The 24,244-nt window shown below is 42.7% G+C and carries 22 protein-coding genes, 1 tRNA gene and 1 other annotated feature; of the genes, 18 read left to right on the forward strand and 5 right to left on the reverse strand.

Annotated features, from left to right (window positions below; genetic code table 11):
- Positions 1-84 precede the first annotated feature (84 nt).
- From leuC to OCV61_RS01490, 3 genes are all read left to right on the forward strand, one after another.
- Complete coding sequence (gene leuC / locus OCV61_RS01480) at positions 85-1,353, forward strand: 3-isopropylmalate dehydratase large subunit (protein ID WP_158420305.1); 1,269 nt, start codon at positions 85-87, stop codon at positions 1,351-1,353.
- Between the two features lie 13 nt (positions 1,354-1,366).
- A complete protein-coding gene (gene leuD, locus OCV61_RS01485) occupies positions 1,367-1,858 on the forward strand; it encodes a 3-isopropylmalate dehydratase small subunit (RefSeq protein WP_158420306.1) in 492 nt (163 codons plus the stop codon).
- 294 nt (positions 1,859-2,152) lie between these two features.
- A tRNA-Pro gene (locus OCV61_RS01490) sits at positions 2,153-2,226 on the forward strand.
- A gap of 220 nt (positions 2,227-2,446) precedes the next feature.
- On the opposite strand, the gene OCV61_RS01495 is transcribed toward OCV61_RS01490, so the two are convergent.
- The 3 genes from OCV61_RS01495 to OCV61_RS01505 form a co-directional block, all read right to left on the reverse strand.
- Positions 2,447-3,490: a redoxin domain-containing protein gene (locus OCV61_RS01495; protein ID WP_262582582.1), complete on the reverse strand. Its 1,044-nt coding sequence runs from the start codon at positions 3,488-3,490 to the stop codon at positions 2,447-2,449.
- Between the two features lie 77 nt (positions 3,491-3,567).
- The gene (locus tag OCV61_RS01500; protein ID WP_158420307.1) at positions 3,568-4,467 is read right to left on the reverse strand and encodes a 4Fe-4S binding protein; all 900 of its coding nucleotides are present in this window, start codon (positions 4,465-4,467) and stop codon (positions 3,568-3,570) included.
- Complete coding sequence (locus OCV61_RS01505; RefSeq protein WP_244092886.1) at positions 4,460-4,585, reverse strand: CD1871A family CXXC motif-containing protein; 126 nt, start codon at positions 4,583-4,585, stop codon at positions 4,460-4,462. The genes OCV61_RS01500 and OCV61_RS01505 overlap by 8 nt, the downstream gene beginning before the upstream one ends.
- Before the next feature lie 138 nt (positions 4,586-4,723).
- On the opposite strand from OCV61_RS01505, the gene OCV61_RS01510 reads away from it, so the two are divergent.
- From OCV61_RS01510 to OCV61_RS01550, 9 genes are all read left to right on the forward strand, one after another.
- Entirely contained in the window at positions 4,724-5,461 is a 738-nt protein-coding gene (locus tag OCV61_RS01510) for a response regulator transcription factor (protein WP_158420376.1), read from the forward strand.
- A complete protein-coding gene (locus OCV61_RS01515; RefSeq protein ID WP_158420308.1) occupies positions 5,458-6,633 on the forward strand; it encodes a sensor histidine kinase in 1,176 nt (391 codons plus the stop codon). The genes OCV61_RS01510 and OCV61_RS01515 overlap by 4 nt, the downstream gene beginning before the upstream one ends.
- Positions 6,634-6,802: 169 nt before the next feature.
- Positions 6,803-7,090: a binding site (T-box leader), on the forward strand.
- A gap of 76 nt (positions 7,091-7,166) precedes the next feature.
- Positions 7,167-8,822: a 2-isopropylmalate synthase gene (locus OCV61_RS01520; protein ID WP_262582584.1), complete on the forward strand. Its 1,656-nt coding sequence runs from the start codon at positions 7,167-7,169 to the stop codon at positions 8,820-8,822.
- Between the two features lie 131 nt (positions 8,823-8,953).
- Complete coding sequence (leuS, locus tag OCV61_RS01525; protein ID WP_158420309.1) at positions 8,954-11,371, forward strand: leucine--tRNA ligase; 2,418 nt, start codon at positions 8,954-8,956, stop codon at positions 11,369-11,371.
- A 323-nt stretch (positions 11,372-11,694) separates the two neighbouring features.
- The gene (locus tag OCV61_RS01530; protein ID WP_158420310.1) at positions 11,695-12,870 is read left to right on the forward strand and encodes an ABC transporter substrate-binding protein; all 1,176 of its coding nucleotides are present in this window, start codon (positions 11,695-11,697) and stop codon (positions 12,868-12,870) included.
- Between the two features lie 106 nt (positions 12,871-12,976).
- Entirely contained in the window at positions 12,977-13,861 is an 885-nt protein-coding gene (locus tag OCV61_RS01535) for a branched-chain amino acid ABC transporter permease (RefSeq protein ID WP_158420311.1), read from the forward strand.
- A 15-nt stretch (positions 13,862-13,876) separates the two neighbouring features.
- On the forward strand, positions 13,877-14,950 hold the full coding sequence (locus OCV61_RS01540) for a branched-chain amino acid ABC transporter permease (protein WP_158420312.1): 1,074 nt from the start codon (positions 13,877-13,879) through the stop codon (positions 14,948-14,950).
- Positions 14,947-15,789, forward strand: a complete 843-nt coding sequence (locus OCV61_RS01545; RefSeq protein WP_158420313.1) for an ABC transporter ATP-binding protein — start codon at positions 14,947-14,949, stop codon at positions 15,787-15,789. Before OCV61_RS01540 ends, OCV61_RS01545 begins: the two co-directional genes overlap by 4 nt.
- Positions 15,782-16,498: an ABC transporter ATP-binding protein gene (locus tag OCV61_RS01550; protein ID WP_158420314.1), complete on the forward strand. Its 717-nt coding sequence runs from the start codon at positions 15,782-15,784 to the stop codon at positions 16,496-16,498. Before OCV61_RS01545 ends, OCV61_RS01550 begins: the two co-directional genes overlap by 8 nt.
- 94 nt (positions 16,499-16,592) lie before the next feature.
- Here OCV61_RS01550 and OCV61_RS01555 read toward each other — a convergent pair whose 3' ends face one another.
- Entirely contained in the window at positions 16,593-18,149 is a 1,557-nt protein-coding gene (locus OCV61_RS01555; RefSeq protein WP_158420315.1) for an ABC-F family ATP-binding cassette domain-containing protein, read from the reverse strand.
- A 48-nt stretch (positions 18,150-18,197) separates the two neighbouring features.
- On the reverse strand, positions 18,198-19,943 hold the full coding sequence (locus tag OCV61_RS01560) for an Rqc2 family fibronectin-binding protein (protein ID WP_158420316.1): 1,746 nt from the start codon (positions 19,941-19,943) through the stop codon (positions 18,198-18,200).
- 180 nt (positions 19,944-20,123) lie between these two features.
- Between OCV61_RS01560 and OCV61_RS01565 the strand changes: the two genes are divergently transcribed.
- From OCV61_RS01565 to pgsA, 6 genes are all read left to right on the forward strand, one after another.
- Entirely contained in the window at positions 20,124-21,002 is an 879-nt protein-coding gene (locus tag OCV61_RS01565) for a YicC/YloC family endoribonuclease (protein ID WP_158420317.1), read from the forward strand.
- 20 nt (positions 21,003-21,022) lie between these two features.
- A complete protein-coding gene (locus tag OCV61_RS01570) occupies positions 21,023-21,295 on the forward strand; it encodes a DUF370 domain-containing protein (RefSeq protein WP_158420318.1) in 273 nt (90 codons plus the stop codon).
- Positions 21,288-21,908 carry a guanylate kinase gene (gene gmk / locus OCV61_RS01575; RefSeq protein WP_158420319.1) on the forward strand — a complete coding sequence of 207 codons (621 nt, stop codon included), beginning with the start codon at positions 21,288-21,290 and terminating at the stop codon, positions 21,906-21,908. Before OCV61_RS01570 ends, gmk begins: the two co-directional genes overlap by 8 nt.
- Positions 21,909-22,040: 132 nt before the next feature.
- Positions 22,041-22,379, forward strand: coding sequence for a DNA-directed RNA polymerase subunit omega (gene rpoZ, locus OCV61_RS01580; protein WP_158420320.1), 339 nt, complete (start codon positions 22,041-22,043; stop codon positions 22,377-22,379).
- A gap of 4 nt (positions 22,380-22,383) precedes the next feature.
- The gene (rimO, locus tag OCV61_RS01585) at positions 22,384-23,721 is read left to right on the forward strand and encodes a 30S ribosomal protein S12 methylthiotransferase RimO (RefSeq protein ID WP_158420321.1); all 1,338 of its coding nucleotides are present in this window, start codon (positions 22,384-22,386) and stop codon (positions 23,719-23,721) included.
- The gene (gene pgsA, locus OCV61_RS01590; protein WP_158420322.1) at positions 23,705-24,244 is read left to right on the forward strand and encodes a CDP-diacylglycerol--glycerol-3-phosphate 3-phosphatidyltransferase; all 540 of its coding nucleotides are present in this window, start codon (positions 23,705-23,707) and stop codon (positions 24,242-24,244) included. The genes rimO and pgsA overlap by 17 nt, the downstream gene beginning before the upstream one ends.

The raw sequence follows: 24,244 nt of genomic DNA on the forward strand, positions 1-24,244 counted from the left end.
TGATAGAATACCAATATAAATTCAAGTTGAGCAGCCGGGAGAAAGTGGACAGCTGCACAGAAATGTTACAGGAGGAATATGAGAATGGGAATGACAATGACACAGAAAATTTTGGCAGCTCATGCAGGACTGGATCATGTGGAAGCAGGACAGCTGATTGAAGCAGATCTGGATCTGGTGCTGGGAAATGATATTACTTCACCAGTGGCTATTCATGAGATGGACAAAATGACTGTTGATACAGTTTTTAATAAAGATAAGATTGCACTGGTAATGGATCATTTTATCCCAAACAAAGATATTAAATCTGCAGAACACTGCAAATGTGTCAGAGAGTTTGCCTGTCGTCATGATATCACCAATTATTTTGATGTGGGACAGATGGGAATTGAGCATGCGCTGCTTCCAGAGAAAGGTCTTACGGTTGCAGGTGACGTAGTGATCGGTGCGGATTCACATACTTGCACCTACGGCGCACTGGGTGCATTTTCTACTGGTGTGGGAAGTACGGATATGGCAGCTGGTATGGCTACCGGAAAAGCATGGTTTAAAGTTCCGGCAGCTATTAAATTTAATATTGTGGGCAAACCAAAGAAATGGGTCAGCGGAAAAGATGTGATCTTACATATCATCGGCATGATCGGTGTGGACGGAGCACTTTACAAGTCTATGGAGTTTACCGGTGAGGGGATTAAGAACCTTTCCATGGATGATCGTTTTACAATTGCAAATATGGCGATCGAGGCAGGAGGAAAGAACGGTATCTTCCCTGTAGATGAGCTGACCAAGCAATACATGAAGGAGCATTCCGTAAGAACGTATAAGATTTATGAGGCAGATGAGGATGCAGTTTATGAAGCTGAGTATACCATCGATCTTGGTGAACTGGAGCCTACCATTGCATTCCCACATCTTCCGGAGAATACGAAGACTATTTCACAGATCACAGAGCCTGTTGTGATCGATCAGTCTGTGATCGGTTCCTGTACAAACGGCCGTATTGATGATCTGCGTGTGGCAGCTCAGATCCTGAAAGGACGTAAAGTAAAAAAGGGCGTGCGCTGCATCGTGATCCCGGCAACTCAGGCCATTTATCTTCAGGCTATGGATGAAGGCCTTTTGAAGATCTTTATTGAAGCAGGTGCAGTTGTAAGTACACCTACCTGCGGACCTTGCCTTGGCGGTTACATGGGTATCCTGGCAGCAGGAGAGAGATGTATTTCCACTACCAACCGTAACTTTGTAGGCCGTATGGGTCATGTGGATTCAGAGGTATATCTGGCAAGCCCGGCTGTAGCAGCAGCCAGTGCTGTTACAGGTAAGATTTCTGCACCGGAAGAACTGGGATTATAAGGAGGAATAAAAGATGCAGGCAAAAGGAACCGTTTTTAAATATGGAGATAATGTAGATACAGATGTAATCATTCCTGCACGTTATCTGAATTCTTCAGATCCGGCAGAATTGGCTACCCACTGCATGGAAGATATTGATAACACATTTGTGAAAAGGGTGAAAAAGGGAGATATTATCGTAGCAGATAAGAACTTTGGCTGCGGTTCTTCCCGTGAGCATGCACCTATCGCTATTAAGGCAGCAGGAGTAAGCTGTGTGATCGCTGAGACCTTTGCACGTATTTTTTACAGAAATGCCATCAATATCGGACTTCCGATCATTGAATGTCCGGAAGCAAGCAAGGGGATTGAGGATGGAGATCAGGTAGAGGTTGATTTTGATTCCGGTATGATCTACAACCGTACAAAGGGTACAGAGTTTAAAGGGCAGGCTTTCCCGGAGTTCATGCAGAAGATCATTAAAGCAGAAGGCCTTGTAAACTATATTAACAGCAAGAAGGCATAAGATTCAGCTAACTTTTCATTATACTTATACATCCTGAGAGTATGTAAGCAGAATAGATCTGGCAAAGTACAGGATCTGCATTTGCAATAAACTGCAATTGCAATAATCCTGCTTCAGTCATTCTGCATCCGTTCTCTCAGGATTTTCTTTGTTTTTGATAAATGTAAAGAATATTATGAACTTTGTCAAATAAGAAAATACAGAGAGAAAATACAGAGAGGTTCATAAGAAAATACATAAAAGTAAAAAAATAGTTGCTTTTTCAGGTGAATGCTGATATAATATTTTCTGTTGCGGGGTATGGCGTAGCTTGGTAGCGCGCACGGCTGGGGGCCGTGAGGTCGCAGGTTCAAATCCTGTTGCCCCGATTAAAATTAAATTCAGTAAAATCAAGAGTTTGGAGCGTCTGCACTGAACTCTTTTTGTTTGCTTTTTGATTGCCTTTGATTACCTCATTGCTCCAATCTATTGTATTTACGATTTTTCAGTGTTTTCAATGATTTCCGTTTTGCAATTCAAGTTTGTTTACAGTCTGAAAGCCACCCGTTCGTGGGTGGCTTTGCGTAACTGTAAACGTTTTTATGAAATTTATTTCTCTGTGCTATCAGCATCAATTACAGATTGAATCTGTTTCATCAGAGTATCGTAATTGTCCTGGTTGTCAATTCCGCCCAGCATAGGATCTCCTACAATATTCCCATTTCGATCTACTAAAATTGTTGTGGGAAATGCCATAATACTTGAGGCATATTTTCCTGCATCAGAATCAGAGTCAATGGAAAGATTGCGGTATTTTGCTCCCTGACTTTCAAGAATCGAAGCTGCTTCTTTGATCGCATCTTCATTCCCATCAAAAGTCTCTGTGTTGATGCCTACTACTTCTCCGCCCATGGATTTGATGGCATCATTTAATTCGTTAAGCTTGGATAATTCAGCTACGCAAGGTTTGCACCCGGTAAACCAGAAATTAACAACTGTTACTGCATTCTTGGAAAACAGACTTTCATCAACTGAATTTCCATCGAAATCTTTTCCGGAAAAGTTATTAAAAGGAGAGGAATCATCTGACGCAGTTTTTGTTTCTGAAGTGTCTGTTTCTGCATTTTTCTTTTCAAGTTCTGCAATCTGTTCTTCAATTTTTCGTATGGTTTCAATATCATCTGTAAGGGTTTGATACTGCTCATCTGTAAAAGAATCCTTGTTTGATTCAACTGTATCAGAAAGAAAATCTGCGTAATTTCCACTTGAATCGGCAGAGCTTTTACTCATCAGACCAAAAGCTTTGTCCCATGCATCTTTGTGGTCTGCAAAAAGCTGGTTTTCCTGCTGATACAAATTGTCAAGCTCTGAATCTGAAGTATTGTCAGATGGATCAGTGTCAGTTTCTTCATAAGTAATTTGGGCGGTATCTGATCCTGTATTTTCTGTTTCAGTATTTTCTGTGTCTGCTTTTACAGTTTCTGTTTTATCTGCTTCCGTGGTTTCTGTATTAGTGGTTTCAGTTTTGGAAGATTCAGTTTTAGCGGATTCGGTTTTTGCAGTTTCCTTTTCCGTAGTTCCTCCGTTACATGCGGTAAATGATAATGCGGTGCCAAGTGCTAAGAGTGTGATAAGTACTTTTTTTGCTTTCATGATAATAAACTCCTTTAAATAATTATAATAAGATTAATTGGATAACTGTATTAATATATTAATTAGGTAACTGTTTCTTATTGCTGGCTATTGCAGTTGTCCTTTTTGGTACATGTTTTCCCCATAAACTGGTAATGGATCGCATCTGTGGGACAGGCCTTTATGCAGGCTCCGCACCGGATACATTCCATATGGTTTGGTGTTTTGCGTACATCCACGTCCATTTTACATGCTTTTGCACATTTGTTACATCCCACGCATTTGCTGCTTTCCACCTGAATGCCAAGAAGGGATACCTTATTAAACAGTGAATAAACTGCACCAAGAGGACATATCCATTTGCAGAAAGGCCTGTAAAACAGGATGCTTAAAATAACTACGGTAATCAAAATAAGACACTTGAACGTAAATAAATTTCCCAATGCAGAACGTATAGCTGCATTTCCAAATGACAATGGTATTGCACCTTCCAGCACACCTTGCGGACAAATATATTTGCAGAAGAATGGATCTCCCATTCCTATCGAGTTCGTTACAAGCATTGGCAGAAGTATGACGAAAACAATAAGAATGATATATTTCAGGTATCTTAAAGGCTTCAGCCTGGCTGTGGATAATTTCTTTCCGGGGATTTTATGAAGTAAATCCTGAAACCATCCAAACGGACACAAAAATCCACAGATAAATCGCCCCAGCAGCACACCAAGCAAAATAAAAAAACCGGTTATGTAATATGAGAATTTAAACTTGGATGAGCCAACCACTGCCTGAAATGCACCAATCGGGCATGCACCTGTGGCAGCAGGACAGGAATAGCAGTTTAATCCTGGAACACATACAGTTTTCGCCTTGCCTTGATATATTTGGCCTTTGAACACATTGGGAATGTGAATGTTGGTAAGAAGTGTGGCAGCTGCCTGTATCCACCCACGGATTTGTGCAATTTTTTTTGATCGTAAATTCGTTTTTTTATCCAATTCCAACACACTCCAAACATAATTTTATTGCTTTTCCCAGTACGGTGGCGGCTTCGCCTCTGATCGCACCATAGCTAATCATAGCTATGCCTGTAATAAGTAAAACAAGTTGAGACATTTTTTTACACTTCAAAATCTTATTACTCCTTTCGTTTTGGCAGACATGATACTTTTTTAATTTATGGCATATATGCCATACTTTTCTTTTCTTGCATAATCGTTGCTATTTTCATTTCCTGCATATATTGACCAGCTGATGTTTGTATTATACAATAACTGTTGTAAAATTTCTGTTAAGAAGCAGGTGGAAAATTTGAGATTATTAATTGTTGAAGACGAGAAAAAATTATGCGACACTGTTGCAAAAAGTTTATATGATGCAGGATATGAGGTGGATACCTGTTACGATGGGGAAGAGGCGCTTGATTATATTCTGGCAGAGAATTATGATCTGATCGTTTTGGATCTGAATCTTCCCGGTATGGATGGCATGGATATTTTAAAAGAACTCAGAAAGAAAAATGAGGATACAAAGGTTCTTATATTGTCTGCAAGGAGCCAGATCGCAGATAAGGTGGAAGGGCTGGATGCAGGGGCCAATGATTATATGGAAAAGCCTTTTCATCTGCAGGAGCTTGAAGCACGTATCAGAAGTCTTACACGGCGCAGATTTGTACAAAGAGATGTTTGCCTGAAAGCAGGAGATATACGGTTTGATACCAGAAAGCGTGAGGCTTATGTAAAAGAAGAAAAAGTACATTTAACCAGAAAAGAAAATGGGATTTTGGAATATCTGCTTCTTAATCAGGGTCGGCCGATCAGTCAGGAAGAACTTATGGAACATGTATGGGATGCGTCTGTGGACAGCTTTAGCGGGTCTATCCGGGTGCACATGTCTTCTCTTAGAAAAAAGCTTAAGGCAGTGCTTGGTTATGATCCGATCCTGAACAAGATTGGTGAAGGCTATAAGATACGAGAGGAATCAGAGCGATGAGAAAAATGTCACTTCAGTGGAGGATTACGATCCTCACTACGCTGTTTATTGCAATTATATGCGGATGTCTTACCCTGTTTGTTTATAAGAATGGTGTATATTATATTGATTTGCTGCAGGATACAGTTGATGCTAAAAGCGATCAGGGTAATGGTAAGGAACCAGATGAAATATATATTAATATTCCTGATGATAAATGGAATGATTTTGCTGATGATTTTTCTATTCAGGTATACAATAACAAAGCTGATTACAAGAAAAGCAGTCTGATGTTTTCAACGCTGCTGGCACTTCTTGGCGGTGTTGTTACATATTTTATAGTTGGACATGCATTAAAACCACTAAGAAAAATTGCAGATAAAATGGAAGAAGTGCAGGCACAAAATCTGTCAGACTCCAGGCTGGAAGAAAATGAGGTTAAGGAGTTAAACCAGATCAGTGTGTCGTATAACAAGATGCTGGAACGCCTTTCAGAAGCATTTGATGTGCAGAGACAATTTACTGCCAATGCAGCTCATGAGCTTCGCACACCTTTATCATTGATGCAGGTACAGCTGGATTTATATCATTCCTCTCAGCATAAACATAATGATGAATGTACAGAACAGACAATCACTATGGTCATGGAACAGAATGAAAAACTAAGTAAAATGATCAAGACCCTTTTGGATATGAGTGAGCTTCAGAGTGTGGAACGTGATGATATTATCATGGTGGATGCACTTGTTGAAGAAGTGATCGCAGATCTGGAACCGCTTGCAATAGAAAAGAATATCCGGCTTATTGGAAATTGCAGGAATGCAAATATGCAGGGAAGTGATATTCTGATTTACAGGGTGGTATATAATCTGGTTGAGAATGCAATAAAATATAACCATTCAGGAGGTCAGGTTACAGTCACCTCTTATCAAAAAGACAAAAACGTTTATCTTTCGGTAGAGGATACAGGAAGTGGTATTCCCAGGGAACTTAAGGAGCGGGTGTTCGAACCATTTTTCCGCGTAGACAAATCCAGAAGCCGTGAACTGGGTGGTGTAGGGCTTGGCCTTGCACTGGTACATGAAATCGTGCGTGCTCATGATGGAAGCATTACGGTTAAAGACAATCCGTCAGGCGGAACGATTTTTGAAGTGGTGCTCCCTCAGCATCTTCAGTCTTTGTCCGGCAAATAATGGGATGGGTCTGCACATAAAAAATATAGCTCCATACAATAAAAATACGAAACAATGTATCATCTATCTATAAAAAAATAAAATGCTTGATTTTTACACTTTTCTGGTGTATAGTGATAAAGACTTCAAGAGTTAGAGATATTTTGACTCTTGATCATAATTTCATAGTTTAAATGCACAGATGAGGAATAGTACATAAGGAACCGAAGCACAGAGAGCTGCTGGCTGGTGGAAAGCAGTGGATGGAATTTATGGAACTCGCCTCGGAGCAGCTGATCCCAAAGCCTGACATTTATTATACATATCAGAGTGTTATGGAGAGTAGGAGCAGACGGTATCCACCGTTACATGGAATGGATATAAGGATGAATTTTCGTTCCGTATCCAGTGAGTGTATGAATTTTATTCATGAAATAAGAGTGGTACCGCGTAGATGATCAGATCTTTCGTCTCTTGCAGAAATGCAGAAGATGGAAGATTTTTTTGTTTCATTAATAATGACAAAGAGAAAAAGAAATGGAGGAAATAATAAGATGATGAACCCAGGTAAATATCAGAAACAGTATTATATGCCACCGGAAGTATGTCTGGATTGGACGAAAAAGGAGTATGTTGACAAGGCTCCTGCATGGTGTTCTGTAGATCTTCGTGATGGCAACCAGGCGTTGGTGATCCCTATGAGTCTTGATCAGAAGGTGGAGTTTTTCAAGTTGCTTGTACAGATTGGTTTTAAAGAGATCGAAGTAGGATTTCCTGCTGCATCTGAAACAGAATATACTTTCCTGCGCACACTGATCGATCAGAATCTGATTCCTGAAGATGTAACCATCCAGGTACTGACACAGGCAAGAGAGCATATTATCCGAAAGACCTTTGAAGCAGTGAAAGGTGCACCAAAGGCCATTGTACATGTTTACAATTCCACATCTGTTGCACAGAGGGAACAGGTATTTAAAAAGTCAAAAGAAGAGATCCTGAAAATTGCTGTAGATGGTGCCAGACTGTTAAAAGAACTTGCTGATGAAACAGAAGGCAATTTCCAGTTTGAGTACAGCCCGGAAAGCTTTACCGGCACAGAGCCGGAATATGCCCTTGAAGTCTGCAATGCAGTTCTGGATGTATGGCAGCCTACACCAGATAATAAATGCATTATCAATTTGCCTGTAACAGTAGAACTGGCAATGCCTCATGTATATGCAAGTCAGGTAGAGTATATGTGTAAACATATGAAGTACAGAGATAATGTGATAGTATCCCTTCATCCTCATAATGACAGAGGCTGTGGTGTGGCAGATACAGAGATGGGTATTCTGGCAGGGGCAGACAGGATCGAGGGTACTCTTTTTGGAAATGGAGAGCGTACCGGTAACGTGGATATTGTAACATTGGCCATGAATATGTATTCCCAGGGTGTGGATCCGGGGCTTGATTTCTCTGACATGCCACACGTATGTGAGGTCTATGAGGCATGTACAGGAATGCACATCAATGAAAGAAGCCCATACAGCGGAGCACTTGTATTTGCTGCATTCTCCGGATCCCATCAGGATGCCATTGCAAAAGGAATGCACTGGATCGAGGAAAAAGATCCTAACCATTGGACAGTGCCTTATCTGCCTATTGATCCTACAGATGTGGGACGTAATTATGATGCAGATGTTATCCGTATTAACAGCCAGTCCGGAAAAGGCGGCGTAGGTTATATCCTGGAAACCAAGTACGGTCTGAATCTTCCACCGAAAATGCGGGAGGCTATGGGTTATACAGCCAAAGCTGTATCCGACCATCTGCATAAAGAGCTCCATCCGGATGAAATCTTCGGACTGTTTAAGAGAACCTATGAAAATGTAGTTGAGCCATACAGTATTCATGAGGTTCATTTCCAGCAGACAGAAAATGGAATTTCCACCAGAGTTACATCAACCTTCAAAGGAAAGACGATTACCACAGAAGCAATTGGTAACGGACGTCTGGATGCTGTCAGCAATGCATTAAAGAAAGCATACGAACTGAAGTATTCTCTGGAAGTATATCAGGAGCATGCATTGGAAAAAAGTTCAAGCTCCAAGGCAATTGCCTATGTGGGAATCAAGAAGCCGGATGGAACCATGGCATGGGGTGCAGGTGTGGATCCGGATATTATCCGTGCATCCATTGATGCCCTTGTTACAGCAATCAATAACCGCTGATTCCGCAGATTGCATACACAAAAGAACAGCAGTCAGGGGAATTTTACTTGACATTGTTGTTTCATATGATAGACTAAAATCTAGTTTTATAAGTTTTTCTATTAGTTTAAATGATTCAGGAGGAATAAATTATGGCTGCACCTTATAATCACAGAGCCATTGAAGCTAAATGGCGCACCAAATGGGAAGAAAAGCCCATTAATGTGAACGATGGCAAAAAGCCCAAATACTATTGTCTGGATATGTTTCCATATCCATCCGGAAATGGTCTTCATGTAGGCCATTGGAGAGGATATGTTATTTCTGATGTATGGAGCCGTTACAAAATGCTCCAGGGATATTATCTGATCCATCCTATGGGATGGGATGCATTTGGTCTTCCGGCTGAGAACTATGCGATCAAGATGGGGGTTCATCCGGCAATTTCCACAGCATCCAATGTTAAGAACATTAAGCGTCAGATCAATGATATCGCAGCAATTTACGATTGGGATATGGAAGTAAATACCACAGATCCTAATTTCTACAAATGGACTCAGTGGATCTTTGTCCAGATGTTTAAGAAAGGCCTTGCTTATGAGAAGGAATTCCCTATTAACTGGTGTCCTTCCTGTAAGACAGGACTTGCAAATGAAGAGGTAGTAAATGGCTGCTGTGAAAGATGTGGTGCTCCTGTTACCAAGAAGAATCTTCGCCAGTGGATGCTGCGAATCACCAAATATGCGGACCGTCTGTTAAATGACCTGGATAAGCTTGACTGGCCGGAAAAGGTTAAGAAGATGCAGACAGACTGGATCGGCAAGTCTTATGGCGCAGAGGTGGAATTCCCCATCGATGGAAGAGATGAGAAGATCACTGTTTATACAACAAGACCGGATACTCTTCATGGCGCTACATTTATGGTTCTTGCACCTGAACACGCCCTTGCCAAATCCCTTGCAACGGATGAGACAAGAGAGGCAGTGGAGAAATATATCTTTGATTCTTCCATGAGATCCAATGTTGACCGTATGCAGGACAAAGAGAAGACAGGCGTATTTACAGGAAGCTATGCCATCAATCCGTTAAATGGGAAGAAGGTACCCATCTGGCTGTCTGATTATGTACTTGCAGATTATGGTACAGGTGCCATTATGTGTGTACCTGCCCATGATGACCGTGACTTTGAGTTTGCTAAGAAGTTCGGTCTGCCTATTGTCCAGGTTATTGCAAAAGACGGTAAAGAGATCGAAAATATGACAGAAGCCTACACAGATGCGGTAGGCACAATGATCAATTCCGGTGACTGGAATGGCATGGAGTCTTCTGTACTGAAAAAAGAAGCTCCGGAGATGATCGAGAAGAAAGGCTTTGGCCGTAAGACTGTGAATTATAAGCTGCGTGACTGGGTATTCTCCCGCCAGCGTTACTGGGGTGAGCCGATCCCCATCGTTCATTGCCCGAAGTGCGGAGCAGTGCCGGTTCCGGAGGATCAGCTGCCCCTGCGCCTGCCGGAGGTAGAAAGCTATCAGCCTACTGGCACAGGAGAGTCTCCACTGGCTGCAATTGACGAGTGGGTAAATACTACTTGCCCATGCTGTGGCGCACCTGCAAAGAGAGAAACAAATACCATGCCTCAGTGGGCAGGTTCTTCCTGGTATTTCCTTCGTTATGTAGATAATAAGAATGATAAAGAGCTGGTATCCAAAGAAAAAGCAGACAAGTACCTGCCAGTTGATATGTATATCGGTGGTGTGGAGCATGCAGTCCTTCACCTTTTGTATTCCAGATTCTACACCAAGTTCCTGTATGATATCGGGGCAATTGACTTTGATGAGCCATTTAAGAAACTGTTCAACCAGGGTATGATCACTGGCAAGAATGGGATCAAGATGAGTAAATCTAAGGGCAATGTTGTATCACCGGATGATCTTGTAAGAGATTATGGCTGCGATTCCTTGAGAATGTATGAACTGTTCGTAGGACCGCCGGAACTGGATGCTGAGTGGGATGACAGAGGTATTGATGGCGTATCCAAATTCCTGAAGAGATTCTGGAATCTTGCCCTTGACAGTATTGAGAAAGATGTTCCTGCAACCAAAGAGATGATAAAAGTACGCCATAAACTGGTTTATGACATCACGCAGCGTCTGGAAAGCTTCAGCCTGAATACAGTTATTTCCAAATTCATGGAGTATAACAACAAGCTGATCGAACTGTCCAAGAATGCTGATGGAGCAGTGGATAAAGAGACGATTGAAACAATGACCATCCTTCTGGCTCCTTTTGTGCCCCATGTGGCCGAAGAAATCTGGGAAAAGCTTGGACATGAGGATTCTGTTTTCCATGCACAGTGGCCGGAGCATGATGAGGAAGCAATGAAAGATGACGAGGTAGAGGTACCGGTCCAGATCAATGGAAAGACCCGTGTTGTTATCAGTATTTCTGCAGACAGCTCCAAGGAGGATGCACTGGCAAAAGGCCGTGAAGCACTGGAAGGCAAGCTTACAGGTAATGTGATCAAGGAAATCTACGTTCCCAAGAAGATCATCAATTTTGTAATGAAATAAAATTACTGCTGTGAAAAAAATGCAATATGTAAATTGCAATCAATAGAATAAAAAATACTTGCATTTTAAAAACGCAGGCTGTATAATACACTAAAAGGCAAAGGCGCCGGAGAGATTTCTCCTGCGCCTTTTTTCGTATTCAGAAGGTATGAATGATCTGTATGGGCATCACTTGAATGCGATTATATTACATTAAAAAAATATGCCATGCTGATAAAATTTTACTTGATTAAAGCATAAAAGCGTGGTATAATTTCAGAAAATGTACGAGAAGTAAAGACAAACGTCTTTGCTATAGGGACAAAAAAGGAGGAGAATGAATTATGAAGAAAAAAATAGTATCCGTAATGATGACAGCTGTAGTAGCTGCAGCAACTGTATTTAGCGCAGCCGTACCTGCATTTGCAGCAGACACAGTAAAGATCGGTGTTTATGAGCCGGCATCCGGAGACAATGGAGCAGGTGGCAAGCAGGAAACACTTGGTATCCAGTATGCCAACAGTGAAACACCTACCGTTGAGATCGACGGCAAAGAATATAATGTGGAGCTTGATATTGTTGATAATGAATCCTCTACAGATAAAGGCCCTTCTGCAGCTTCCACTCTGGTAAGTGACGGAGTATCCATCGTTCTTGGATCTTATGGTTCAGGTGTATCCATTGCAGCATCTGATATTTTCAAAGATGGCGGTGTTCCTGCATTGGGAATTACCTGCACCAATCCACAGGTAACTCAGGGAAATACTCATTATTTCCGTATCTGCTTCCTGGATCCATTCCAGGGTACAGTACTTGCTAACTTTGCAAAAGACAAATTTGAGGCAAAGAAAGCATATGTTCTTACGAAGTTGGGAGATGATTATTCCGCAGGGCTTGGACATTACTTTACAAAAGCTTTTGAAGATCTTGGCGGTGAAGTCGTTGAGGAAACCTTCCCAGATGGTAACAGTGATTTCACATCTTATATCACATCTGCTAAGAATGCAGGCGCAGACGTATTCTTTGCACCTACCTCTACAGAGGCAGCAGCACTGATCATTGAGCAGGCAGCGGCACAGGGACTGGATCTTCCTCTTCTTGCAGGTGATACCTGGGATTCTAATGTTATCCTGAAAGCTGCAGAAGGCAAGGATGTACAGGTATATGTAACAACCTTCTATCAGGAGGGCGGTAACGAAGATTTTGATAATGGCATGAAAGAATTTATCAATTCTGATTCCAAGAACCTGGCAAACAACGGTGGTGATGATACGATCGCAGCTGTATCTGCAATGGGTTATGATGCATATTACGTAGCACTGGAAGCACTGAAGGCTGCAGGCTCCACTGATCCAGCTAAAGTAAATGAGGCACTGTGGGATGTGACTTATGAAGGTGTATGTGGAAAGGTACAGTTTGATTCTGAAAACGGAGATGCACAGAGAGATACCGCATATGTAAAAACTGCTAACACTGAGACTGGAGCATGGGACTTTGTTGGTGAGCAGGGTGTAGAATAATAACTTCAGGACTTGATGAATTTGATAGCACAGGAGGCGGGGTACAAGTTCCCGCCTTTCCTGTGCTAATTGGAAAAATACTGTAACGAAAAAGGAGGATTCCTCTATGGAATGGTTCAATCAGAATCTGCCATATTTTCTGGCAGGTATTTCTGTAGGCGGACAGTATGCCCTGATTGCCATTGGATATACAATGGTTTATGGTATTCTGCGTCTGATCAACTTTGCACATGGTGATATTTTTATGGTAGCAGGTCTGATCATGGTTTACTTATCAGCTTCACTGCCTATTTACATATCGATCCCCATTATGATCGTAGCCACTGTTATTATTGGTTTTCTTATTGAGCGTGTTGCTTACAAGCCTCTTCGCCAGGCGCCCAGGATGTCGATCATGATTTCTGCTATCGGAGTTTCTTATCTTCTCCAGAACCTGGCCCTTTATATTACAGGAGGCTTAGCACAGCAGTATCCGGCAATTCCGTGGATCAGTGACACGATTGAGATTTTCGGATCTGTTACAAAAAGAGTTACTGTGATCACACCGATCCTTACCATTGTTCTTGTTTTTGCACTGGTATTTCTAATCAAGAAAACAAAGATTGGTATGGCAATGCGTGCAGCATCTAAGGATTTTGAAACCTCCCAGCTTATGGGAATTAAGATTAATTCCGTGATCAGCATGACTTTTATTATTGGATCATTTCTTGCGGCAGTTGCCAGTCTTCTGTATTTTTCCAATTATACAGGAGTTGTTCCCACATCTGGCGCCATGCCTGGACTGAAGGCCTTTGTTGCCGCTGTATTTGGCGGGATTGGCTCTATCCCTGGAGCCGTGATCGGAGCTTTTATCATTGGTATCTGCGAGAATATCATTAAAGGAATGGGTATGACCACCTTTTCGGATGCATTTACCTTTGCACTGCTGATCGTTATTCTGATTGCTAAGCCAACAGGTTTATTTGGTGAGAAAGTCACAGATAAAGTCTGAAAAGGAGGGGATATTATGACAAAGAAAAAAGAAACGATCATAAATGTTGCCCTGATTGCAGGACTTCTTGTGATTTTATACATTATGGAACAGCTGATGAATCCTACAGATATGATTTTTACAGTCCTGAAAAAAGGTGCTATTTACGCACTGGTTGCTGTATCCATGAACCTGTTAAACGGCTTTACAGGTCTGTTTTCCCTTGGGCAGGCAGGCTTCATGCTTCTGGGCGCATATACATACGGGATCCTTACCATTCCGTCAGAACAAAGAGAAAGCGTTTACCAGTATTTTGATGGCGGCATCGTACAGTTTGCAGTTCCTGTGGCTATAGGCATCCTGGCTGCCGGTGTGGTAGCTGCTATTTTTGCATACCTGATCGGTCTTCCTGTACTTCGTCTGAAAAGTGATTATCTGGCAATTGCCACACTTGGTTTTGCCGAGATCATCCGTGCAGTGTTCCAGTGGGATAAGCTGGGACCACTTACCAATGGTTCCAACCTTTTGAGAAGCTATCCTACGTTCAAAAGTGTGCTGTTCCCGTTTATTGTATCAGGGATCTGTATTGCTGTGATCGTGATGATGATCAATTCTACTTACGGAAGAGCATTTAAGGCCATTCGTGATGATGAGATAGCAGCAGAGGCTATGGGAATCAATCTGGCCCATCATAAAAGGATCGCTTTTACAGTCAGTTCCTTTTTTGCAGGGATCTCAGGTGCCCTTCTTGCTATGTACCAGACAACCATCCAGGCTTCCATGTTCAAGTCTGCAATGACTTATGAGATCCTGCTGATCGTTGTAATCGGAGGTATTGGCTCTGTGACAGGAAGCTGTATCAGTTCTTTCCTGTTTATTACCTGCTCTGAGTGGATCCTTAGATTTCTGGATAATGATACTTATATCGGGGATTTCCATGTACCCCTTCTTCGGTCTGGTTTCCGAAAGGTTGTATTTTCTATTATCATTATGATCATTGTACTATTCTTCCGACAGGGTATCATGGGAACAAAAGAGTTTTCAGTGGCAGGGATCCGGAACTTTTTTGTGCGAAAATCCAATAAGGAAAAAGGGAGGAAACTCCAATGAGTGAACATGTGCTGAAAGTAGAAAATGCAACGATGCAGTTTGGCGGTGTGGTTGCAGTTGATAATATGAATATTGTTGTAGATAAAGGTGAGATCGTTTCCCTGATCGGTCCTAATGGTGCAGGGAAAACAACGGCTTTTAATGTGATCACCGGTGTTTATGCACCAACCAATGGGGCTGTATATTTTAATGGAAAGAAGATCATTGAAAATCATCCACAGGGTAAAATGAAGAAATTATACCAGGGGCAGAATGCAGGCAAATATACTCATGTGCTTGCACCTACCCCGGATAAGATCACACAGCTTGGAATTGCAAGGACCTTCCAGAACATCCGCCTTTTTAAAAGCCAGACAGTATTTGAGAACATTCTCATTGCAAAACATTTGAGAAGAACCAGTAATCTTTTTACTGCCACTTTCCACCTGAACGGAAAAGAAGAGCAAAAGATGCGAGAGGATGCAACTCATCTGTTGGAAATCGTAGGTTTAAAAGATGAGAGGAATGAGATGGCTACCTCTCTTCCCTATGGAAAACAGAGAAGACTGGAAATTGCCAGGGCGCTGGCCACTAATCCAAGCCTGCTTCTTCTGGATGAGCCTGCAGCAGGTATGAACCCACAGGAAACCGATGAATTGACGGCTTTTATTGGAGAAATCCGTGATAATTTTGGACTTACTATTTTTATGATCGAGCATCACATGGATCTGGTTATGGAGATTTCCGACAGAATTTATGTGCTTGATTTTGGAAAGCCTATTGCTGAAGGTGTTCCGGAAGAGATTCAGAATAATCAGCGGGTAATTGATGCTTACCTGGGAGGTGCAGCAGATGAGTAATGTACTGGAAGTAAAAGGACTGTGTGTTTCCTATGGAGGCATCCAGGCAGTAAAAGATATCAGCTTTGTAGTTCCGAAAGGTGAAGTAGTTACACTGATCGGAGCCAACGGTGCAGGGAAAAGCTCTACACTTCGTTCCATTGTAGGTCTTGTGAAACCAACCCTTGGCAGTGTTCTTCTTAATGGAAAGGAAATCGCCGGAAAAACACCGGAAAGTATTGTATCCCAGGGGATTACCCTTGTGCCGGAAGGAAGAAGGGTTTTTGCCGACTTGACAGTGCTTGAGAACCTGAAGGTTGGAGCTTACCTAAGAAAGGACAGCCTGGATGAAGATATCCGCTGGTGTTATGACCTGTTCCCAAGACTGAAAGAAAGAAGCTGGCAGCTGGCAGGTACTCTTTCCGGAGGAGAGCAGCAGATGCTTGCTATTGCAAGGGCATTGATGAGCCGCCCGGATGTGATCATGATGGATGAGCCTTCCCTTGGACTGGCGCCTATTGTTGTACGTGGAGTGTTTGATATTATCCGTGAGATCAACCGTCAGGGTAAGACAATCCTTTTGGTGGAGCAGAATGCGAACATGGCATTAAATGCAGCACATCATGGGTATGTTATGGAAACAGGACGGATCACGTTGTCAGGAACCGGTAAGGAACTGTCTGAGAATGATTCCGTAAAGGCTGCTTATCTTGGAAAAGCAAGAAAATAATGTTACGATAAGAATGCCGGGAAAATAATCCCGGCATTAATCGTTATGAAGTGCATAAGAAATATTAAGGATGCAGCAGATACACAGGAGCGGATCACAGGATCTTTGTGGTCCACTTGCTGCAGTCCCATACCTGAGAAACAATATCCTGGTAGAATTCCGGTTCATGACAGATAAGCAGGATACTTCCCCGATATTCAAGAAGGCTCTGTTTCAGGGCCTCTTTTGCGTCCACATCCAGATGATTGGTAGGCTCGTCAAGAAGCAGCACATTGGTTTCTTTATTGACAAGCTTGCACAGGCGGACTTTTGCCTGTTCTCCACCGCTGAGTACACGAACCTGGCTTTCAATGTGTTTGGTGGTAAGTCCGCATTTGGCCAGTGCAGAACGCACTTCATACTGGGTATAGGATGGGAATTCTGCCCAGATCTCATCAATGCAGGTGGTCTTATTGTCGCCCTTTACTTCCTGTTCAAAGTATCCGATCTGCAGGTTGTCCCCTAATTCGCAGGAACCGGAAAGGGGCGGGATCAGACCCAGGATGCTTTTTAAAAGTGTAGTTTTACCGATTCCGTTCGCACCGGTAAGAGCGATTTTATGCCCTCTTTCCATAGAAATGGTAAGGGGCTTGGATAAGGGTTCGTCGTATCCGATCACAAGGTCTTTAGTTTCAAAAATATATTTACCTGGTGTGCGCCCGGCTTTAAAGTGAAATTCCGGCTTGGGCTTCTCTGCGGCAAGCTGGATAAGATCCATTTTATCTAACTTTTTCTGCCTGGACATGGCCATATTTCTGGTGGCCACTCTTGCTTTATTTCTGGCAACAAAATCCTTAAGCTCGCTGATTTCCTGCTGCTGTTTTCGGTAAGCAGCTTCCAGCTGGGCTTTTTTTACTTCATATACTTCCTGGAAATGGGTATAATCTCCAACATAACGGTTCAGCTCCTGATTTTCCATATGATAAACCAGATTGATCACATCATTCAGGAAAGGAATGTCATGGGAGATCAGGATAAAAGCATTTTCATAATCCTGAAGGTAGCGCTTCAGCCAGGCAATATGCTCTACATCCAGATAGTTGGTAGGCTCGTCAAGGAGCAGGATATCCGGCTTTTCCAGAAGAAGCTTGGCAAGCAGAACCTTTGTACGCTGACCGCCGCTAAGATCCGTTACATCCCGGTCAAGGCCAAGCTCCAGAAGCCCCAGTGCCCGGGCAACTTCCTCAACCTTTGCATCTATTACGTAAAAATCATGAAGAGTCAGGGTATCCTGGATAGTACCAAGCTCTTCCATCAGGTTCTCCATTTCTTCCGGAGACGCATCCCCTAGCTGATCACAGATACTGTTCATTCGTTCTTCCATCTGGAAAAGCCAGGAAAATGCAGATTTTAATACATCTTCAATGGTCATTCCTGCCAAAAGTACAGAGTGCTGGTCCAGATAACCGATCCGTACATTTTTGGACCATTCTATCTTACCTTCATCAGGCATCAGTTTTCCTGTAACAATATTGAAAAAAGTAGATTTGCCCTCGCCGTTAGCACCTACAAGGCCAATGTGCTCCCCTTTTAAAAGGCGGAAGGACACATCATGAAAGATGGCTCTGTCTCCAAAACCATGGGTCAAATGTTCTACGTTTAGTATACTCATAAAATGAAACTCCTTTGTATTTGAACCAATGTGCTTGTTCTAAAAGAATTATGCTTCGGAAAGAGAAGAAATATCCGGAACAGCCATCAGAGAATAGTTGGTGTAATATACCACAAATCCTGGCTTTGCGCCAGCTGGTTTTTTTACATTTTTCTTTTGCAGGTAATCGATTTCTACTTTAGGGGCAGTACGGCCCTGAGAATAATAGGCGGCCAGACTGCCGGCTTCTTCAAAGGTGCGGTCCGGAAGAGTACCATCCTTTGTTTTGACTACTACGTGGGAACCTGGCATTTTCTTTGCATGGAACCACCAGTCGTTTCCGGATGCGAATTTGAAAGTCAGTTCATCATTCTGATAATTGTTCTTTCCCACATAGATGTCATACCCGTCACTGGATATGTAATGGAAAGGTTTGGATTTTGTCTGCATTTTGGCACCTTTTTTGGAGGTATAATGCTTTTTGATATAACCAAATTCTGTCAGTTCCTCTTTAATCTGGGATAGATCACTTTCCTCGCGGGCAATATCTAATGCATTGGAAATAGATTCCAGATGCTGGATCTCTTCCGTGGTTTCCTTGATCTGTTCTTCAAGTGCCTCCTGGGTGCGTTTCAGCTTCTGGTACCGGTCAAAATACTTTTTGGAATTTTCCTGAGGGGTAAGTTGAGGATCCAAAGGAATGGTAATTTCCTCATTGGTATAGTAATTCAAAGCTTTAAATGATTTTACACCTTCTTCCAGACCATAACCATAGGTGTTGATCAATTCACCATATATCTTGTATTTGTCTTTTTTCTCAGTATCCTTCATCTGTTTTTGCTGAAGCATCAGCTTTTTGCGGTTGCGTTCCAAGGCTGTCTGTACGATCCTGCGAAGATCAGCAGATTTTTGACGGATTCTTGTGATCAGATCCCTGGAGGCATAGTAGGTTTCCAGCATCTGGGAAACGCTGTCAAAGGATACGTTATGGTATTCCGGCCCATATTGCTGGAAATCCAGCACTCCGTATTCCACAGGTTCATCCCCCCGGAAAATAATATTAGGGGTAAAACTGCCCTCTTTTACCTGATCCATGATCCTTGCAAAGGTATGGTAAAGATGAGTGCGTGCAGCTTCATTAAGAGACTGCATGGAATCATTTCCGTCAATAGATGCACGGAAGCAGACTTCCTGAGCCATAACAGGACTGATCCCTGTAAGGGATGAATAAATGGCTTTGGCCGCCGGAAGTGGCTTTGGGCAGATGTCGGATATAAATTCTTCTTCTGTGATGGTAAGCGGATCCAGCTTGTCCTGGGTTTTGGGAATAAAGTATTCACGGCCTGGAAGGACTTCGCGGACAGAACTCATATTGGAAGAAACATGTTTGATGCTGTCTAGGATCATACCCTTGTCATCGCAGAAGATCAGGTTGCTGTGTTTGCCCATAAGCTCCATGATCAGTATTTTATGGCATACATCTCCTAATTCATTTAAATGTTCCAGGTGGAACTGTACTACACGCTCCATGCCGGGCTGTGTAATATCTGTGATCCGCGCACTGCCGATATGCTTCCGTAAAAGCATGCAGAAATTGGGAGCAGTAAGGGGGCTGATACGGTTCTTAGATGTAAAGTAAAGCAGAGGCAGGGATGGGGAAGCGGAGAGCAGCAACCGCTTCTGGCCATCCTGGCCTCTGACTGTGATTAGCAGCTCGTCGCTTTCAGGCTGGGCGATTTTGTTGATCCTGCCGCCTTTCAGGCTGCTGTTCAGTTCTTTTACCATTGCTGCAATGGTGATGCCGTCAAATGCCATATGAAAAACTCCTTTCAGAGGGAATATACGTTAAAAAGTAAATGCACCTGGCAAAGCTTCCAACAGCCTTAATGCTTTGTTTGTGCACTTACTTTAGTATACACGTAAAAAAAGGGTTTGACTAGGGTTATTGAATGAATTATAATAAATCTATATGTTCGGAGGAAGAAAAGAAAGACAATGATAAAAAGCATGACTGGCTTCGGACGAGCCGAAGTTATCACGAAAGAAAGAAAAATAACAGTTGAGTTAAAATCTGTAAACCACAGATATCTTGACCTGAGTATAAAGATGCCCAGAAAGCTTAGCTTTCTGGAGAGTACTGTGCGAAATCTTCTGAAGAAATATATTCAGAGAGGCAAGGTAGATGTATTTATTTCCTATGAAGATTATACCTTGAGCCAGGGATCACTGAAGTATAACAGAGAACTGGCAGCGGAATATCTTGGCTATCTGAAAGAAATGGCACAGGATTTTGGTCTGGACTACGACATGAAGGTGTCCGCACTTTCCAGATATCCGGATGTTTTTACTATGGAGGAGCAGTCACTGGATGAAGAGGAGTTATGGAACTGTCTTGAACAGCCTCTTATGGAGGCATGTGAGAAGTTTGTTGCAGCCAGGGAACGTGAAGGCGAGCACCTGAAGAATGATCTGGTTTTGAAGCTGCAGGGGCTGGATGAGAAGGTGACGATGGTAGAGCAGCGTTCTCCGCTTGTAGTAGATGCTTACAAAGAGAAGCTGGAGGCTAAGGTTCATGAACTTCTGGCAGATACCCAGTTTGATGATGCCAGGATCGCAGCTGAGGTTGTGATGTTTTCTGATAAGATCTGTAATGATGAAGAGACAGTACGGCTTCACAGCCATATTGCCGGGATGAGGAAGATGCTGGAGGAGTCTGAAGGTATTGGACGTAAGCTGGATTTTATGGCACAGGAGATGAACCGGGAAGCCAATACCATTCTTTCCAAGTCCAGTGATCTTGTGATATCAGATATTGCCATTGATTTGAAAACAGAGATCGAAAAGATCCGTGAGCAGATTCAGAACATTGAGTAAAGAACCTGGAGATTTGTTTTATGGCAAAATTAATTAATATTGGTTTTGGTAATGTGGTAAATTCCCAGAAGATTGTTGCAGTTGTAAGCCCGGATGCAGCACCTGTGAAGCGGATGGTGCAGAGTATCAAAGGCACCCGTTCACTGATCGATGCCACACAGGGACGAAAGACAAAAGCAGTGATCATCACATCAGATGATTACCTTGTATTGTCTGCATTACAGCCGGATACCATTGCCAGAAGATTTGCAGAAGTATATGAATATGAAAGCAGGGGAGAGAACCATGAGTAAAGGGATACTTGTTGTAGTATCTGGATTTTCTGGTGCCGGGAAAGGCACTGTAATGAAACGTCTGATGGAAAAATACAACAATTATGCATTGTCTGTTTCTGTTACCACCAGATCTCCCAGACCGGGAGAGCAAGATGGAAAAGAATATTTCTTCCGTACAAGGGAAGAATTTGAGGAGCTGATCCAAAAGGATGCCCTCATTGAATATGCCCAGTATGTAAAGAATTATTACGGGACGCCCCGTGCCTATGTAGAAGAACAGCTAAATGCAGGTAAGGATGTAATCCTTGAGATCGAGATTCAGGGAGCCCGCAAAATCAAAGCAAAGAATCCGGAAGCATTGCTGATCTTTATTGCACCTCCATCTATGGCAGAGCTGAAAAACCGTCTTGTTGGCAGAGGTACAGAAACACCCCAGGTGATCGAGAGCCGTCTTCACAGGGCAGCAGAAGAATCCCAGGGTGTGGAGGAATATGATTATCTTCTTTTAAATGATGAGCTGGAAATCTGTGTGGATGAGCTTCACAGGATCATCCAAAGCGAACACAGCCGGATCAGCCGGAATCTTGGTTTTATCCAGGAACTTCGTAAGGAGGCCAGTCAGCTGGGCTGAAAAGTGCATATGATAAGATAAGATCACAGACATTTACGTATTACAGGTGTGAAAGGTTTGAACCTGTCCGGACTATGTCAGGACAGGAGAATGACTTTACAATATAAAATTATAAAAAGGAGCAGGATAGATATGATTCATCCATCTTATTCAGAATTAATCGAGGCAATCAATACAAATAACGAAGACGACGACGAGAGCATGGTTCTGAACAGCCGTTATTCTCTGGTACTTGCTACCAGTAAGCGTGCACGCCAGCTGATCGCCGGATCCAAACCACTTGTAGAAGGAGCAGCCGGAAAGAAACCTCTGGCCATTGCTATTGATGAACTTTACAAAGGAAAAGTAAAGATCCTTCCTGGCAAGCATGAGGATGAGGAAGAAGCAGCTGCAGCAGAAGAGACAGCAACAGAGACATCAAAAGAGGAGAATACTGCTTCTGCAGAGGAGTCTTTGTCAGAAGAGGCATGATTATATGAAATTATTATTTGTTTCCCTGGGATGTGACAAGAATCTGGTGGACTCAGAAGAAATGCTGGGGCTTCTTACCAGGAATGGTCATGAGATTGTTGACGATGAGACAATGGCAGATGCTATTATTGTAAATACCTGCTGCTTTATCGGAGACGCCAAAGAGGAAAGTGTGAATACGATCCTTGAAATGGCAGAATATAAGAAAGCCGGTTCCTGTAAAGTTTTGATCGTTACAGGATGTATGGCACAGCGCTATAAAGAAGAAATTATTCAGGAGATTCCAGAGGTAGACGCCGTTCTTGGTACTACTTCTTATGGGGAGATCCTGAAGGCAATGGAAGCCGCAAAAGCCGGAAAACATTTCCAGGAATTTAAAGACATTGACTATCTGCCGGAAGATCTGGGCAGGCGTGTGCTTACTACAGGTGGTCATTATGGATATCTGAAGATTGCAGAAGGCTGTGATAAGCACTGCACTTACTGCATTATCCCCAAATTGCGTGGCAGGTACCGCAGTGTTCCTATGGAACGTCTTCTTAAGCAGGCTATGGATATGGCAGAACAGGGTGTGAAGGAATTGATCCTTGTAGCCCAGGAGACTACAGTATATGGCAAGGATCTTTATGGTAAGAAATCTCTTCATATCCTTCTGAAAGAGCTTTGTAAGATTCAAGGAATCAGATGGATACGTATTCTGTATTGCTATCCGGAAGAGATTTATGATGAGTTGATCCAGGTAATGAAAGAAGAAGAAAAGATATGTAATTATCTAGATCTTCCAATCCAGCATGCCAGCGATCCGGTTCTGAAAAGAATGGGCCGCAGGACAACAAAAGCAGAATTGGTGGAAATCATAGAGAAGCTTCGCCAGGAGATTCCTGATATTATCCTTCGCACTACGCTGATCACCGGTTTCCCGGGAGAAACAGAAGAAGACCATCAGGAACTGATGGATTTTGTGGATCAGATGGAATTTGACCGTCTGGGAGTTTTTACTTACTCTCAGGAAGAAGATACACCAGCTGCTTCCATGGAGGGACAGATCCCCGAAGAATTAAAGGAAGAAAGAAAAGATCAGCTGATGGAGCTTCAGCAGGAAATATCCCTGGAAAAGGGCCGGCAGAGGGTCGGGCAGGTAGTATCTGTGATGATCGAAGGTCAGATTTCAGGAGAAAGTGCTTATATAGGCAGGACTTATGGAGATGCGCCAAAGGTAGATGGCTATATTTTTGTGCAGACAGGAGAGCTTCTGGTAACAGGAGATTTTGTGAATGTACGGATCACCGGTGCATTGGAATATGACTTGATAGGAGAATTGGAAGATGAATATACCGAATAAACTTACGGTTGCAAGAATGATCATGGTGCCGTTTTTTGTTCTGTTCAGCCTTACAGGCTGGGGAGGTGCTGCGAACCGCTATATCTGTCTTGTTATTTTTGTAGGAGCCAGCATTACGGACTGGATGGACGGTCATCTTGCAAGAAAGAATAATCTTGTTACGAATTTTGGAAAGTTTATGGATCCTCTGGCTGATAAGCTTCTGGTATGCTCTTCCCTGATCTGTATGGTGGAATTGAACCGTCTGGAGGCTTGGATTGTGATCATCATCATCGCCAGAGAATTTATTATCAGTGGGTTCCGCCTGATCGCAGCTGAGAACGGAGTAGTGATCGCAGCCAATTACTGGGGCAAATTCAAGACAACCGCTCAGATGATCATGATCATTTTGCTGATCCTGAACTTTGATGGCATCTTTCACATCCTTGCCCGTGGTTTTGTATGGATCTCACTGGCATTGACGATTATCTCACTGTTGACTTACATTATGGAGAATAAGAACGTATTATCCATGCAGGAATAA

This window comes from Blautia ammoniilytica (assembly GCF_025566965.1).
Taxonomy (GTDB): domain Bacteria; phylum Bacillota; class Clostridia; order Lachnospirales; family Lachnospiraceae; genus Blautia_A; species Blautia_A ammoniilytica.

Excerpts from the sequence above, each read along its gene's own strand:
- leuC (WP_158420305.1), top strand. The coding sequence starts at position 85 with ATGGGAATGACAATGACACAGAAAATTTTGGCAGCTCATGCAGGACTG.
- leuD (WP_158420306.1), top strand. The coding sequence starts at position 1,367 with ATGCAGGCAAAAGGAACCGTTTTTAAATATGGAGATAATGTAGATACA.
- OCV61_RS01495 (WP_262582582.1), bottom strand. The coding sequence starts at position 3,490 with ATGAAAGCAAAAAAAGTACTTATCACACTCTTAGCACTTGGCACCGCA.
- OCV61_RS01505 (WP_244092886.1), bottom strand. The coding sequence starts at position 4,585 with ATGTCTCAACTTGTTTTACTTATTACAGGCATAGCTATGATTAGCTAT.
- OCV61_RS01510 (WP_158420376.1), top strand. The coding sequence starts at position 4,724 with ATGTTTGTATTATACAATAACTGTTGTAAAATTTCTGTTAAGAAGCAG.
- OCV61_RS01515 (WP_158420308.1), top strand. The coding sequence starts at position 5,458 with ATGAGAAAAATGTCACTTCAGTGGAGGATTACGATCCTCACTACGCTG.
- OCV61_RS01520 (WP_262582584.1), top strand. The coding sequence starts at position 7,167 with ATGATGAACCCAGGTAAATATCAGAAACAGTATTATATGCCACCGGAA.
- leuS (WP_158420309.1), top strand. The coding sequence starts at position 8,954 with ATGGCTGCACCTTATAATCACAGAGCCATTGAAGCTAAATGGCGCACC.
- OCV61_RS01530 (WP_158420310.1), top strand. The coding sequence starts at position 11,695 with ATGAAGAAAAAAATAGTATCCGTAATGATGACAGCTGTAGTAGCTGCA.
- OCV61_RS01535 (WP_158420311.1), top strand. The coding sequence starts at position 12,977 with ATGGAATGGTTCAATCAGAATCTGCCATATTTTCTGGCAGGTATTTCT.
- OCV61_RS01540 (WP_158420312.1), top strand. The coding sequence starts at position 13,877 with ATGACAAAGAAAAAAGAAACGATCATAAATGTTGCCCTGATTGCAGGA.
- OCV61_RS01545 (WP_158420313.1), top strand. The coding sequence starts at position 14,947 with ATGAGTGAACATGTGCTGAAAGTAGAAAATGCAACGATGCAGTTTGGC.
- OCV61_RS01550 (WP_158420314.1), top strand. The coding sequence starts at position 15,782 with ATGAGTAATGTACTGGAAGTAAAAGGACTGTGTGTTTCCTATGGAGGC.
- OCV61_RS01555 (WP_158420315.1), bottom strand. The coding sequence starts at position 18,149 with ATGAGTATACTAAACGTAGAACATTTGACCCATGGTTTTGGAGACAGA.
- OCV61_RS01560 (WP_158420316.1), bottom strand. The coding sequence starts at position 19,943 with ATGGCATTTGACGGCATCACCATTGCAGCAATGGTAAAAGAACTGAAC.
- OCV61_RS01565 (WP_158420317.1), top strand. The coding sequence starts at position 20,124 with ATGATAAAAAGCATGACTGGCTTCGGACGAGCCGAAGTTATCACGAAA.
- OCV61_RS01570 (WP_158420318.1), top strand. The coding sequence starts at position 21,023 with ATGGCAAAATTAATTAATATTGGTTTTGGTAATGTGGTAAATTCCCAG.
- gmk (WP_158420319.1), top strand. The coding sequence starts at position 21,288 with ATGAGTAAAGGGATACTTGTTGTAGTATCTGGATTTTCTGGTGCCGGG.
- rpoZ (WP_158420320.1), top strand. The coding sequence starts at position 22,041 with ATGATTCATCCATCTTATTCAGAATTAATCGAGGCAATCAATACAAAT.
- rimO (WP_158420321.1), top strand. The coding sequence starts at position 22,384 with ATGAAATTATTATTTGTTTCCCTGGGATGTGACAAGAATCTGGTGGAC.
- pgsA (WP_158420322.1), top strand. The coding sequence starts at position 23,705 with ATGAATATACCGAATAAACTTACGGTTGCAAGAATGATCATGGTGCCG.